Raw genomic sequence first — 12,948 nt, 5'->3', positions numbered from 1 at the left:
CGCCCATCTTAGGCGAGGCAGGCCCGCTGAAAAAAGCCGATCGGAATGCCGGCGCTCAGTGTTCGCCGAGCGCCTCCTGCAGCGTCTGCAAGGCCCTGGCGGCCTGTTCGCGGGCTCGTTCGAAGCGAACCGTCCAGAGGTCGCGCAACGGTGCCAGGTCGGGTTCGCGCTGGCAGCGCAGCAGCCACTGCTCGAGATCGTGCCAGTCGCCCAGCGCCGATTGCGCTGCCTTCAGCGGCGTCAGCAGCGAAGTGGGGATGCTGCAGTCCCGCGGATAGGCCTCCAGGCCGTAGCGCACCCGTTTGATCCGCAGCCGCAGCGGATGCCAGTGGGCATAGGTGGTGTCCGCCAGTTCCGCGCGCAGCGCCTGCCATTGCCGGCGCAGGCGCTTGCGCACCCGTCCGTGCAGCCCCTCCAGCACCGCATGGCGCTGCGCCGTGCGCAACAGCGTCGGCCAGACGTCCAGGCACAGTTGCAGGCGATGCAGCGGCTGGCTGGCGCGCACCGCCATGTAGCCCGACTCGAGCACTGGCCGGCGAACCGCCTGCGCGTCCCGCAGACCTTCGGCGGCGAGCGCCGGCAGCAGCACCTCCAGGTCGCGGATCGGCCCGCTGAGGCGGCCCAGTTCGGCGGCGGCCCGCTCCAGTTCCTCGACCCCGGGCACGCCGCGGATCGGCCGCAGCAGGCTGCGCAGGCGCCGCAGGGCGATGCGCAGGTCATGCAGCGCCTCGCCGTCGGTGCGTGCCTCCAGGCGTGCGACCGCCGCCATCAACGCCACCTGCTGGCCGATCACCTCGGCCAGCAGCCCATCGACGAACCGCGTCATGCCCTCTCCTCCTCAGCCATCCCGCCTCGGCGCACGCCCCAGGCGCCAGGGCAACGCCCGGCGCAACGCGCGCAGCCGCAACCCTGGATCATCCGCCCCGCCGTGTCCATAGCGCTGCGCCTCGAAGGCGTCGACGAAGCCGCCGATCGCCGCCGCCTGCGCCGGCAGGACGCGGGCGGCGCGCTCACCGAAGGCGCGCAGCCCCTCCCCCGGCGAGCGGCGCAGGCCCTGGCCTTCCAGCAGGCGCTCGAAACGTCGCAGCTGGCGATCCTGGGCATCGCCGCGAGCCTGCCAGGGCTTGAGCAGGAACAGCGCCAGCAGGCCCACCAGCAGCGCACCGGCGCCCCCCAGGAGCAGGCCCAGGCGGGTCGGGTCCAATCCACCGAACCAGCGCTGCAGGAAGGCCCCCTGCTGTTCGCCCTGGTAGGACAGGACCCAGCGCTGCCAGCCGTAATTGAGGTTGTCCCAGGCCAGGCGCATCTCGTTGAACCAGGGCAGGCCGCGGTAGCGCAGCGCCGACAGCGGCGAGTCGGCGAGGAAGTCGTCCTGCCCCGCCAGCGCCTCCTCGAGCCCCTGCTCGATGCGCTCCGGCGCCACCTGGTAGGTCGGGTCGACGCTGCGCCAACCCTGCCCCGGCTGCCAGTACTCGACCCAGGCGTGGGCATCGAACTGGTGGACCAGCAGGTAGTTGCCGGCCGGATTCAACTCGCCGCCCTGGTAGCCGGCCACCACTCGCGCCGGTATCCCCGCGGCGCGCAGGACGAAGGTCATCGCCCCGGCGTAGTGGGCGCAGAAGCCGCTGCGCGTCTCGAAGAGGAACGCATCCACGCCGTCGGCCCCGGTTGCCGGCGGTTTCAGCGTGTAGGCGAAGGGCTCCCGGTTGAACCGTCGCAGCAGTGCCTCGACCAGCGCCTGCGGTTGCCCGTGGGCCTGGCGCAGCGACTCGGCCAGGGCTCGCGCGCGCGGGTTGCCCTGGGCTGGCAACTGCAGGTTGCGCCAGCGCGTCCGCGGGTCGATGCCGGCTTCCCGCAGCGCCTGCGGCCAGGAACTGACGCGGTAGAACAGGCGCTGCTCCACCGGGCGCCGGCGCTGCAGGTGGAAATCGCTCATCAGCCGGGTGTCGGCCTGGTCGGTCTGGGCCACATCGAGGGCGAACAGCCAGGATTGCGAGCTGGGCTGCATGATCACCTCGTAGCGCAACTCCGGGCCACGCTTCTGCCACAGGCCGGCGCTGTCGCCGTCCCACTGCGGCCCCTGCGACCAGCGCCGGCCGTCGAAGCGCTCCAGGGTCAGGGCGCGCCAGTAGAGCTGCTCGCGCGGCGGCGGCGCGCCGTCGAAGCGGACCCGGAAGGCCAGTTCGGCGGAACGCCCGAGCTCGGCGATATCCCCCGGCGCCATGCTTTCCGAGAGACCGGTGACGCCCTTGTCGCTCGGCATCGGCAGCGACCACAACGGCCCCAGCCGCGGGAAGAACAGAAACAGCAGGAGCATCAGCGGCAGCGCCTGCAGCAGCAGGACGGCGGCCAGGCGCAGGGTCGGCCAGGGCCGCGCGGCGAATCCGCTCTGCTGCAGGCCGATCAGCGCCGCCAGCAGCGCGGTCAGCGGCAACAGGCTGTACAGCGCGGCGAGGAAGCCGTCGTCGAACAGGTAGCCGACCAGCACCGCGAAGAAGCCGAGGAACACCAGCACCAGGGCGTCGCGGCGGGTCTTCATTTCCACCAGCTTGAGGATGAACGCGGCGATCAGCAGCACCGCCCCGGCATCCAGCCCGACCAGGCTGCCGCGCGCCAGCCAGACCCCGGCTCCGGCGAGCAGCGCCAGGGCCAGCTTGACCCAGGTCCCCGGGTAGCCGGCGCGCATGCGGAAGATCTGCACGCGCCAGGCCGCGCAGCCCAGCCACATGGCGACGATCCACGCCGGCAGGTAGGCCAGGTGCGGCAGGATCACCAGCACCTGCGCCACCAGCAGCCAGACCAGCGCGACCCGCGGGATGGCGTTCACCGCGGCGTCCGGAACAGCGCCAGGGCGCGCAGGCAGGCCTCGCGCTGCGCCTCGCCGGTGGCCGGCGGCAGGCGCGTCCCGGGCAACGACAGGCCGTAGGGTTGCTGCCGCGCGGACAACTCCAGGACCGCCTGGCACAGGCGTCCCAGGCGGCTCTCGACGTCGCCGCCGAGGCGCTCGAACTCCAGCCACAGGTCGTCGCCACCGAGCGCGGCGAAGTCTTTCACCAGCAGCCCCTGGCCACGGGAAAACGCCTTCCAGTGCAGGCGTCGCCGCGAATCCCCCGGCTGGTAGGCGCGCAGGCCCTGGTAATCATCGACGCCGGCGTTCGCCAGGGCGCGCCCCTGCTGCTCGGCATCGCGCTCGCCGGGCGCCTGGAAGCGCTCGCCGGGCAGCGGCCGCGGATAGACCAGGGCCTGTTGCCGCAGGTCGACCCAGCTCCAGGCCACCAGCAGGCCGAGGGGAAAGCGGCTTTCCACCCGCAAGCGCGCCGGCCGCAGCCAGCCGCGGCGCTCGGCGGGATGGAACAGCAGGACTTCGCCGGCCGCGTCGCGCCCCAGGTCGCTGTACTCCAGGGGCCGCTCCGGCCAGCCGACGGCGATGGCCTGGCGCGCCCGTCCCGGGCTTTCCAGGCGCACCCGGAAACCGGCACGCTCGCCGACGAACACCGCCTCCGCGCCCAGCGCGGTGAGGCGCAGGCCGGCGAGATTGCGATAGGTATGGAGGATGGTCACCACGCCAAGCGACAGGAGCAGGAACGTCAGTCCATAGGCCAGGCTGTTCTGGTAGTTGATCGCCGCCAGCAGCATCACCAGCAGCGCCAGGCCGAAGGCGCCGCCCTGACGGGTCGGCAGGATGAAGATACGCCGCTGGTTCAGCTCGACGCTGCTCGCCGGCGGGATCCGCCGGTCCAGCCAGCGCTGCCAGCGTGCCCGGTTGCGCTGGCGCATCAGAGCGCCGGGACTTCGCGCAACAGCCACTGCACCAGCGCGCCGCCGCCATGGCCGGTGGGGTCGGCCTGGTCGCGCAGGCGGTGCCCGGCCACCGCCGGCAGCACCGCCTGGACGTCTTCCGGAATCACGTAGTCGCGTCCCGCCAGCAACGCCCAGGCACGCGCCGCGGCGAGCAGCGCCAGGCTGCCGCGCGGCGACAGGCCGAGGGCGAAGGCCGGCTGCGTGCGGGTCGCCTCGACCAGGCGCAGCACGTAGTCCACCAGCGCGTCGCTGGCACGGACCTTCGGCACTTCGGCCTGGAAAGCGGCCAGCGCCGCGTGGTCGAGCAGGGGCTCCAGGCGCGGCAGCAGATCGCGCCGGGCTTCGCCGAGCAGCAGCGAACGCTCCGCGGCGCGCCCGGGATAGCCCAGCGACAGGCGCATCAGGAAGCGGTCCAGCTGCGACTCCGGGAGAGAGAAGGTACCGCCCTGGCTGGCCGGGTTCTGCGTGGCGATGACGAAGAACGGCTCCGGCAGGGGCCGGGTCGCACCCTCGATGGTCACCTGGCCCTCTTCCATGGCCTCGAGCAGGGCGCTCTGGCTCTTCGGCGTGGCGCGGTTGATCTCGTCGGCGAGCACCAGCTCGGCGAAGATCGGCCCGGGATGGAAGACGAACTGCCCGCTGTCCTTGTCGAACACCGAAGTGCCGAGGATGTCGCCCGGCAGCAGGTCGGAGGTGAACTGGATGCGCTGGAAGCTGAGCCCGAGTACCCGCGCCAGGGCATGGCTGAGGGTGGTCTTGCCCATCCCCGGCAGATCCTCGATCAGCAGGTGACCGCGGGCCAGCAGGCAGGCCAGGGCCAGGCGTACCTGGTGGTCCTTGCCCAGCAGAATCTCGTCGACCGCCTTCAGACAGGCTTCCAGGGTGTTCAGCATCCCGACCTCGCGTTCCCGGGGAAAACAGCGATCCTACTGGCCTGGCGCCAGCGGGCAAGGCGCTTGCAATTTTTCCTCACGAAACTGTGAATCCGTGCCACCGGAAGTGGCCGGAGCGCCCATTACCAGCCTAGACGCTGGCGAGGACAGGCGGCCACCGGCGCTATCCGCCACGCCGGGGCCGACGGGAGATGGGGGGAGCGCCTCAGCCCAGCTCGGCGACGATCGCCGCCAGCGCCTTGGCCGGGTCGGCGGCCTGGCTGATCGGACGACCGATCACCAGGTAGTCGGAACCGGCGTCCAGGGCCTGGCGCGGGGTGAGGATGCGCCGCTGGTCGTCCTGGGCGCTGCCGGCCGGGCGGATGCCCGGGGTCACCAGTTGCAGGCGCGGATGGGCGCCCTTCAGCGCCGGCGCTTCCTGGGCCGAGCAGACCAGGCCGTCCATGCCGGCTTTCTCCGCCAGCGCGGCGAGCCGCAGCACCTGCTCCTGCGGCTCGATGTCGAGGCCGATGCCGGCCAGGTCCTCGCGCTCCATGCTGGTCAGCACGGTGACCCCGATCAGCAGCGGCTTCGGCCCGTTGAACGCCTCCAGCGTCTCGCGGCAGGCGGCCATCATGCGCAGGCCGCCGGAGCAGTGCACGTTGACCATCCACACGCCCATCTCGGCGGCGGCCTTCACCGCCATCGCGGTGGTGTTCGGGATGTCATGGAATTTCAGGTCGAGGAATACCTCGAAGCCCTTGTCGCGCAGGATCTCGACGATGCCCGCGGCGCAGCTGGTGAAGAGTTCCTTGCCGACCTTCACCCGGCACAGTTTCGGATCCAGCTGATCGGCCAGCGCCAGGGCGGCCTCACGGGTGGGGAAATCCAGGGCGACGATGATGGGGGACTGGCAGGCGGACATGGGCTCTCTCGCGGCGAATCGAAAACGGCGCGCATTGTCGCAGAATCCGGGCGTTTGCCGTAGCCCGGATCGCGCCGGGGGGACGAACGTCGCCGGGACACCTAGAGCCGCGCGCGGAGCAGCCGCTCCAGCCAGTCGACGAAGGCCTTGACCCGCCGCGACAGGTGCCGGCGGTGCGGATACAGGGCATAGACCGGCATCGCCTCGGCCCGCCATTGCGGCAGCACTTCGCGCAGTTCGCCGCGCTCGATGTGCTCACGAACGTCGTAGGCGGGAATCTGGATCAGCCCGAGGCCGGACAGGCAACAGGCGATGTAGCTCTCCGCATTGTTCACCGTGACCCGGCTGCGCAGCACGCGGGTCACGCTGCGGCCGCCCTCGCGGTACTCCCAGGGCAGCACCCGGCCACTGGTGGGCGAGGCGTAGTTCACCGCCCAGTGCCCGTCGAGCTGCTCCGGCGCCTGCGGCACGCCATGTTGCGCCAGGTAGGCGGGACTGGCGCAGTTGATCAGCGCCATCTCGCCCAGGCGCCGCGCCACCAGGCTGCTGTTGCCCAGTTGGCCGACCCGCAGGGCGCAGTCGACGCCCTCCTGCACCAGGTCCACCGAGCGGTCGCTGGAGCCCAGCTCCAGCTCGATGTCCGGATGCTCGCGGAAGAACGCCGGCAACGCCGGTGCGATCAGCAGGCGCGCCACCCGGCTCGGCACGTCGACCTTGAGCCGGCCGCTGGCGCGGCTGCCGTCGCGAAACAGGCCTTCCAGCTCCTCCATGTCTTCCAGCAGATGGCGGCAGCGCTCCAGCACCGCGCTGCCGTCCTGGGTCAGCTGCACCTGGCGTGTGGTGCGGTGCAGCAGGCGGCTGCCGAGCTGTGCCTCGAGCTGCTGGACCGCCGCCGAGACCGTCGCACGCGGCATGTCCAGCAGGTCGGCGGCCTTGGTGAAACTGCCGGTTTCGGCGACGCGCAGGAACACCCGCATGCTGTCCAGACGATCCATGGGCGGGCCCTTCTCTCTATACGGGATGGCTGGACAGTCTATTCAGTCGGATCCCGTTTATCCAAGGAATCCTGACCAATAGCCTGGTAGCCCGCCTTGTCCCGGAGCCACCCATGCCCCACGCCCCGCTCGCCTCCGCTACGTCGGACATCAGCCCGTTATCGGAAGTCGCCGTTTTCTGGCGCGAGGCCGGCCCCAGCTTCTGGTTCGCCAAGGACCCCCGCTTCGACCGGCGCTTCCGCCTGCGCTTCGCCCAGGCCCATGAACTGGCCCGCGCCGAGCGCCTGCGGCCGGGCCACACAGACGCCCAGGCACATCTTGGCCTGCTGGTGCTGCTCGACCAGTATCCGCGCAACGCCTTCCGCGGCACCCCGCGCATGTACGCCAGCGACGCCCTGGCCCGGCGCTGGGCGAACCGGGCGCTGGCAGCCGGCCTGGACCGGCAGGTCGAGGAAGCGTTGCGGCTGTTCTTCTACCTGCCGTTCGCCCACGCCGAGAACCTCGTCGACCAGGATCGCTCGGTGGCGCTGAATCGCGGCCTCGGCCAGCCGTACCTGGACCACGCCCGTGGGCACCGCGAGATCATCCGCCGCTTCGGCCGCTTCCCGCACCGCAACCCGATCCTCGGCCGCTCGTCCAGCGCCGCGGAACTGGCCTTCCTCGCCGCTGGCGGCTTCGCCGGCTGAGCCGGCGGGATCAGCGGCCGCCCCCGTCCGCCGGCAGGCCGCGATCCAGCAGGCGATCCAGCAGCCAGTTGGCCGCCGGACCCAACGGCCGCTGCCGCGACCAGACCACGTCCACCGCCTGGCTGCGCGGCCAGCCGGCCACCGGCAACTCCTGCAGCCGTCCGTTGGCATAGCCGCTGACCAGCCAGCGCGGCAGCTCCGCCCAGCCGAAGCCGTGGGTGGCCATCTCCAGCAGCAGCAGATAGTTGGGCGCCGACCAGCAGCGCCCGCCGCTGGACGGCAGGCCGTCGTTGATCGCCGCGCCGGTCTCGCTATAGGTGTTCAGGCGCAGCAGGCGCCATTCGGAAAGATCGCGCTCGGTCACCCGGGAGAGCGTCGCCAGGGGATGGTCGACGGCGGCGAACAGGCCGAACTCGGCGCGCTCGGCCACCGCCGCCACGCCCAGTTCCGGCGGGTAGTGCGGCTGCGCCGCGAGCAGGCCAAGGGTGGCGCGGCCACGGCTGACCTGGGCGATCACGTCCTGGTCCTCGGCGATCAGGCATTCGAACTCCAGTTCCGGGTAGCGCGCGTCCAGCTCGGCCAGGCGCGCCTCGTAGCGCGCCGAATGATAGGTATCGGACAGCGCCAGGGTCACCCGTGGCTCCGAGCCGCCGGCGAGCAGCGCGGCAACCCGGCGCAGGCGGTCGGAGGCGCCGAGGACCTCCTCGACCCGTCCCAGCAGCGTGCGCCCGGCCTCGGTCAGACGCGGCTGGCGACCGCTGCGCTCGAACAGTTCCAGACCGAGATCGATCTCCAGCCGGGCGATCGCCTCGCTGACCGTCGACTGGCTCTTGCCAAGCTTGCGCGCCGCCGCGCTGAAGGAGCCGAGGGAGACGGCCTGGACAAACGCCTCGAGTGATTCGGGAGAAAGGTGCATATCGGTTTTTCCGATGGTATCCAACTTAACCCTATCCCAGACTCCGATGACAATACAGCCCGAACCGTAACGACGAACCCGGAGCGTTCGCCATGAGCCACACCCCCACCGCCCTGAACAAGACCCTCAAGGAGCGGATCTTCCATGCCCTGGCCTTCGAGGGCCTGGCCGTCCTGCTCACCGCGCCGGTGCTGTCGCTGGTGATGGACAAGCCGCTGGCGCACATGGGTGCGCTGACGCTGATGTTCTCCACCGTGGCGATGCTCTGGAACATGCTTTTCAACAGTCTGTTCGACCGCGCCCAGCGGCGCATGGGCTTCCAGCGCACCCTGCAGGTGCGGGCGCTGCACGCGGCGCTCTTCGAACTGGGCCTGATCGTGGTGCTGGTGCCGCTGGCCGCCTGGTGGCTGTCCATCGGACTGGTCGAGGCGTTCCTCCTCGACATGGGCCTGATCCTGTTCTTCCTGCCCTACACCATGGTCTTCAACTGGAGCTACGACGTGCTCCGCGCGCGCCTGGTGGAAAATCGCCAGGCCGGGGCCGCCGGCTGCGACGCCGGCTGACGCGGCCTCAGGCGCTCAGGCGCTCGCGCAGCCGGCCGAGCATGCCGAGCAGGCTACCGACCCGCTCCTTCTCGCGCTCGTCGCGCGGCACCTCGGCCAGCCGGTCGACTTCCGGCAGGCCCTGCCCGCGCCACAGCAGGGCCTGCTCGGCGGCGGCCTTCAGGCCTTTCTCGAACAGCCCGCGGCGGATCGGCTTGGGCAGGTAGCGGAAGATCTGCGCCTGGTTGATCAGGTTCAGCAGGGCCTGGGTATCGCGGAACGGCGTGACCACCAGGCTGAGCAGGCGCGGATGGGCCTGGGCCAGCGACTTGAGCAGCGGTGCGGTGTCCTCGCCGGCCAGCTTCAGGTCGCTGACCAGCACCTCCACCGGCTCGGTGTTCAGCCACACCAGCGCCTCGGCCAGGTTGCGCGCGCGCAGCAGGCGATGCCCGCCGGCATGGCAGAAGGCGCCGACGCAGGCCAGGGTCTCCGGATCCTCGTCGAGCAGCAGTACGCTCAGCGGCGCCGCCAGCGAGGCCACCGGCGCCGCCGGCGGGAGCGCCTGGCGGCTGGCGATCTCCGCCGCCTGGCGTAGGGTGAAGGCCATTTCCTGGGGATTCCAGGGCTTGGTCAGGTAGCGGAAGATGCCGCCGTCGTTGAGCGCGTCGACGGCGGCGTCGAGGTCGGAATAGCCGGTGAGAAGGATCCGCAGGGTATCCGGACAACGTTCCCGGGCCTGCGCCAGCAACTCGGCGCCACTCATCCGCGGCATGCGCTGGTCGCTGACCAGCACCTGTACCCGCTCGCTCTTCAGGCGTTCCAGCGCGCGCCAGGGGTCGCTCTCGGTCAGCACCTGGTAGTGGCGGCGGAACTGCATGGCCAGGCTACGCAGGATGCGCTCCTCATCATCGACGAAGAGGATGCGGACGGGGGATGGGCTCATGTCAGGCGCTCCGTTGCAGTTCGCGGGCCTGCTCTCGCGGCAGGCTGATGAGGAAGCGGGTGCCGCGGCCCGGTTCGGAAGCCACGCGGATGCTCCCGCCGTGCTGCTGGATGATCTTGTAGCTGATCGACAGGCCGAGCCCGGTACCCTGCCCCACCGGCTTGGTGGTGAAGAACGGGTCGAAGATCCGGGCCAGGACTTCGGCCGGCATGCCCTTGCCGTTGTCCTGCACGGAGAGGTACACCTGGCGCTCGTCGGCCCAGCTCTTCAGCAGGATCCGGCCGAAACGCTCCATGGCCTGGGCGGCATTGGTCAGCAGGTTCAGCAGGACCTGGTTGATCTGCGACGGCGCGCAGGCGATCCGCGGCAACTCGCCCAGCTGGCTGCTGACCTCGGCCCGCTCCCTGATGCTGGCACGGGCGATCAGCAGGGCGTTGCGCACGCAATCGTTGAGGTCGACCTCCTCGCTGAAGACGCGGTCCAGGCGGGCGAAGTCCTTGAGCCCGGAGACCAGCTCGCCGATCTGGCCGAGACCGTAGCGGGTATCGGCGAACAGTTGCTGCAGGTCCTCGCGAACCTGCTCCACGGCTGCCTCGCGACGAGCCACGTCGGCCGCCTGCAGGGCCTGCGCCAGGCGCGTTTCGTCGCACTGCGGGTCGCCCAGGCAGTCGACCAGAGCCGCCTGGGCATCGGCCAGGCGCAGCAGCGGGTCGCTGAGTTCCTCCAGCAGCGCCAGGTTGTTGCCGACATAGCCGAGAGGCGTGTTCAACTCATGGGCGACCCCGGCCACCATCTGCCCGAGCGAAGCCATCTTTTCCGACTGCACCAGTTGCGCCTGGGACTCCTTGAGGTCCACCAGCGCCTTGCGCAGCACCCGGTTGCGCTGGGCGATGCGCGCCTCCATGGCCTTCAGCAGGTCGAGCACGGTGCCCAGGCCACGGTAGCGGCTCTCCTCGTCGATCAGGGCGAAGTCCTCGGTGATCGGGTATTGCAGGCGCCCGGTGACCTGCTGCGCAGCCTCTTCCAGGCTGGCGCCGAGGAATACGCTGAGGGGCGCCCGGTTCATCACCTCGCGCACCGGATGGCGGCCCCAGAGGTCGCGGCCGAAGCGCTGCATGAAGATGTCCTGGAGGGTGTAGCGGCTGACCAGGCCGAGCACCCGGCGTTCGTCGTCGACCACCGGCAGCGACAGGAAGGCGCGGTGCTCCGGCATCAGCAGGCGATCGGCGACATCGCTGATGCTCATCGCCGGGGTCAGCGGTTCCACCGGGCGCAACAGACGGGACAACGCGCTCGGAGACATCGGCAACCTCTCGACGGCAAGCCCGGACGGGGCAATGAAGGGATGGCCGCCAGTTAAGCAATGTCAGATTGCCAACATGTGACAGGCATCACGGCGCCTGGCCGCCATCCGCAACTTCGAGCGGGCAACGACAGTCTCAAGCACAAGGCGTGCGACCGGGAGTTGCCTGACAGAACGGCAAACCCGGCGTATGGTGGACAGTCAAATCGATGAGGAAGACGCTATGCCCTGGTATGCCTGGTTGATCATCGTGCTCGCCCTGGGCTCCATCGTCGGCGGGCTCCTGCTGCTGCGCGACTCGGCGAAGAAGCTGCCGCTGAGCGAGGAACAGCTCAAGCGCATCCACGAACGCAACGCCGAGCTGGACGCGCAGGAAGCGAAGGATCGCTGAACCCGTCGGCTCCGGACGGGTCATTAGCTCCAGGTCCGGGGCCGTTCCCGTTTTTTCTGGCAGAAGGTCCGTTCCTTGCGCTTTTCCCAACCGCGGGTCGAAATGCCTTTAGAATCCCTCCTTTAAACGGGAGGTTGCATGCTTGGGCGTCTGATACCGCTTCTACCCATTCTCTTTCTGCTCGGTGGATTCTTCACCGGGCATATCGCGCTGCTGACGGCGATCATCGTCCTGCTCTACATCCTCTGGGTGACCTATGCCGAGCGCTGGTTGCCGACACTGCTGTGGTGGCCGGTCAGCCTTGCCGCCAGCGCCCTCATCGCGATCCACTACCTGCCCGGCTTCATTCCCCTGCGCCTGTTCCCCTGGGACCTGGCCAGCGCCAGCCCGCCGATCCAGATGATCTGGCTGCCCTGGGACAAGGCCCTGGTCGCGCTGACCCTGCTCGCCTGGTGGCTGCGCCGGCCGAAGCAACCGCTGGTGTCGCTGGACATCACTGCGCTGGCGTTCTGCCTGACCTTCTTCGTGGTGCCGCTGCTGTCGATCATGACCAATGCCGCGAGCTGGCAGCCGAAGTGGCCGGAGGCCTTCTGGTGGTGGCTGGTGCTGAACGTCGGAGTGGTCTCGCTGGCCGAGGAGGCCTTCTTCCGCGGCCTGTTGCAGAGCCAGCTGATCCGCTGGTTCGGCGCCTGGCCGGGGATCATCGTCGCGACCCTCGCCTACGCGGCGCTGCACCTGCTGGTCAACCCGGTGTACGCGCTGCTGGCCGGGATCGCCGGGCTGGGCTACGGCATGGTCCTGCATTTCAGCGGGCGGCTGTCGCTGGCGGTGCTGCTGCACGCCTCGATCAATACCCTGCACTTCCTCCTGCTGAGCTACCCGTTCCGCCTGATCTCCGAGTGATCAGGCGTCCTTGAGCACCAGCGCCAGGGCCTCCTCGGCAAGCTGGTCGAGCGTCATCGGGCCTTCCGGCCGGAACCAGGTGGTAGTCCAGGACAGCGCCCCGGTGAGGAAACGCCGCAGGATGAACGGATCGCCCTGGCAGTAGCCGGCCAGGCGCGCCTCCCCCAGCACCTCCAGCCACATCTGCTCGTAGATGTCGCGCAGGCCGAGGATGTACTCCTGGCCCTCGGCGGACAGCGAGCGCCACTCGTAGACCAGCACCGCCATCGCCTCGCCGGTGCCGCCCATGATCGATTGCAGCTCGCAGCGGATCAGTCCCAGCACGCGCTCGCGCAGGTCCTGCGCGTCAGCCAGGGCGGCGCGCATCAGCGCGGTGTTGTAGAGGATGGTTTCCTCCATCACCGAGCGGAGGATCTCGTCCTTGCTCTTGAAGTGATGGAAGATGCTGCCCGACTGGATACCCACCGCGCTGGCCAGGTCGCGCACCGTGGTGCGCTCGTAGCCCTTGCTGCGGAACAGGTGGGCGGCGGTCTGCAACAGCTTGCCGCGGGCGCTTTCCGGGTCGGTGAGCTGTCCGCTGGCCACCAGTTCGAGCATTACTTCCCGGGCTTTCTGATCATCCAACGCTGAATTCCCCTTTTTCCGGATCGTCGGCGGCTCGGTGCCGCTCG

Annotated in this window: 14 protein-coding genes; 4 read left to right on the top strand and 10 right to left on the bottom strand. The window is 69.8% G+C overall.

Going from position 1 to position 12,948, the window contains the following annotated elements; all coding sequences use genetic code 11:
- Positions 1-55: 55 nt before the first annotated feature.
- The 6 genes from B7D75_RS10770 to B7D75_RS10745 all read right to left on the bottom strand — a co-directional run bounded on the left by B7D75_RS10770 (position 56) and on the right by B7D75_RS10745 (position 6,593).
- Positions 56-826, bottom strand: a complete 771-nt coding sequence (locus tag B7D75_RS10770) for a CHAD domain-containing protein (RefSeq protein WP_107113994.1) — start codon at positions 824-826, stop codon at positions 56-58.
- Between the two features lie 12 nt (positions 827-838).
- Entirely contained in the window at positions 839-2,827 is a 1,989-nt protein-coding gene (locus B7D75_RS10765) for a transglutaminase TgpA family protein (RefSeq protein ID WP_058145829.1), read from the bottom strand.
- Complete coding sequence (locus B7D75_RS10760; protein WP_107113993.1) at positions 2,824-3,777, bottom strand: DUF58 domain-containing protein; 954 nt, start codon at positions 3,775-3,777, stop codon at positions 2,824-2,826. Before B7D75_RS10760 ends, B7D75_RS10765 begins: the two co-directional genes overlap by 4 nt.
- On the bottom strand, positions 3,777-4,694 hold the full coding sequence (locus tag B7D75_RS10755) for an AAA family ATPase (RefSeq protein ID WP_012075239.1): 918 nt from the start codon (positions 4,692-4,694) through the stop codon (positions 3,777-3,779). Before B7D75_RS10755 ends, B7D75_RS10760 begins: the two co-directional genes overlap by 1 nt.
- 205 nt (positions 4,695-4,899) lie before the next feature.
- Positions 4,900-5,598, bottom strand: a complete 699-nt coding sequence (gene pyrF / locus B7D75_RS10750) for an orotidine-5'-phosphate decarboxylase (RefSeq protein WP_012075238.1) — start codon at positions 5,596-5,598, stop codon at positions 4,900-4,902.
- Positions 5,599-5,699: 101 nt separating this feature from the next.
- The gene (locus B7D75_RS10745) at positions 5,700-6,593 is read right to left on the bottom strand and encodes a LysR family transcriptional regulator (protein WP_012075237.1); all 894 of its coding nucleotides are present in this window, start codon (positions 6,591-6,593) and stop codon (positions 5,700-5,702) included.
- A gap of 113 nt (positions 6,594-6,706) precedes the next feature.
- Between B7D75_RS10745 and B7D75_RS10740 the strand changes: the two genes are divergently transcribed.
- Positions 6,707-7,279 (top strand): DUF924 family protein, encoded by a 573-nt coding sequence (locus B7D75_RS10740; RefSeq protein WP_107113992.1) that lies wholly within the window; start codon positions 6,707-6,709, stop codon positions 7,277-7,279.
- 10 nt (positions 7,280-7,289) lie between these two features.
- Here the strand turns inward: B7D75_RS10740 and B7D75_RS10735 are convergent, their stop codons facing one another.
- Entirely contained in the window at positions 7,290-8,195 is a 906-nt protein-coding gene (locus B7D75_RS10735) for a LysR family transcriptional regulator (RefSeq protein WP_043104229.1), read from the bottom strand.
- Positions 8,196-8,287: 92 nt separating this feature from the next.
- Here B7D75_RS10735 and B7D75_RS10730 point away from each other — a divergent pair, with 92 nt between their 5' ends.
- Positions 8,288-8,758, top strand: a complete 471-nt coding sequence (locus B7D75_RS10730; protein WP_012075234.1) for a multidrug/biocide efflux PACE transporter — start codon at positions 8,288-8,290, stop codon at positions 8,756-8,758.
- Positions 8,759-8,765: 7 nt separating this feature from the next.
- Here the strand turns inward: B7D75_RS10730 and B7D75_RS10725 are convergent, their stop codons facing one another.
- The gene (locus tag B7D75_RS10725) at positions 8,766-9,680 is read right to left on the bottom strand and encodes a response regulator (RefSeq protein WP_033997783.1); all 915 of its coding nucleotides are present in this window, start codon (positions 9,678-9,680) and stop codon (positions 8,766-8,768) included.
- A gap of 1 nt (position 9,681) precedes the next feature.
- Positions 9,682-10,983, bottom strand: coding sequence for a sensor histidine kinase (locus B7D75_RS10720; protein WP_107113991.1), 1,302 nt, complete (start codon positions 10,981-10,983; stop codon positions 9,682-9,684).
- A 223-nt stretch (positions 10,984-11,206) separates the two neighbouring features.
- Between B7D75_RS10720 and B7D75_RS10715 the strand changes: the two genes are divergently transcribed.
- Positions 11,207-11,374, top strand: coding sequence for a DUF2897 family protein (locus tag B7D75_RS10715; RefSeq protein WP_003090984.1), 168 nt, complete (start codon positions 11,207-11,209; stop codon positions 11,372-11,374).
- A gap of 138 nt (positions 11,375-11,512) precedes the next feature.
- On the top strand, positions 11,513-12,277 hold the full coding sequence (locus tag B7D75_RS10710) for a CPBP family intramembrane glutamic endopeptidase (RefSeq protein ID WP_003154336.1): 765 nt from the start codon (positions 11,513-11,515) through the stop codon (positions 12,275-12,277).
- Here B7D75_RS10710 and atuR read toward each other — a convergent pair whose 3' ends face one another.
- Positions 12,278-12,901 (bottom strand): atu genes transcriptional repressor AtuR, encoded by a 624-nt coding sequence (atuR, locus tag B7D75_RS10705; RefSeq protein ID WP_003154334.1) that lies wholly within the window; start codon positions 12,899-12,901, stop codon positions 12,278-12,280. It lies immediately after the preceding gene.
- Positions 12,902-12,948: the final 47 nt, after the last annotated feature.

This window comes from Pseudomonas paraeruginosa (assembly GCF_003025345.2).
Taxonomy (GTDB): domain Bacteria; phylum Pseudomonadota; class Gammaproteobacteria; order Pseudomonadales; family Pseudomonadaceae; genus Pseudomonas; species Pseudomonas paraeruginosa.
Note: the sequence above shows the minus strand (reverse complement) of the source record. Positions and strands in the feature narration are given on the sequence as shown.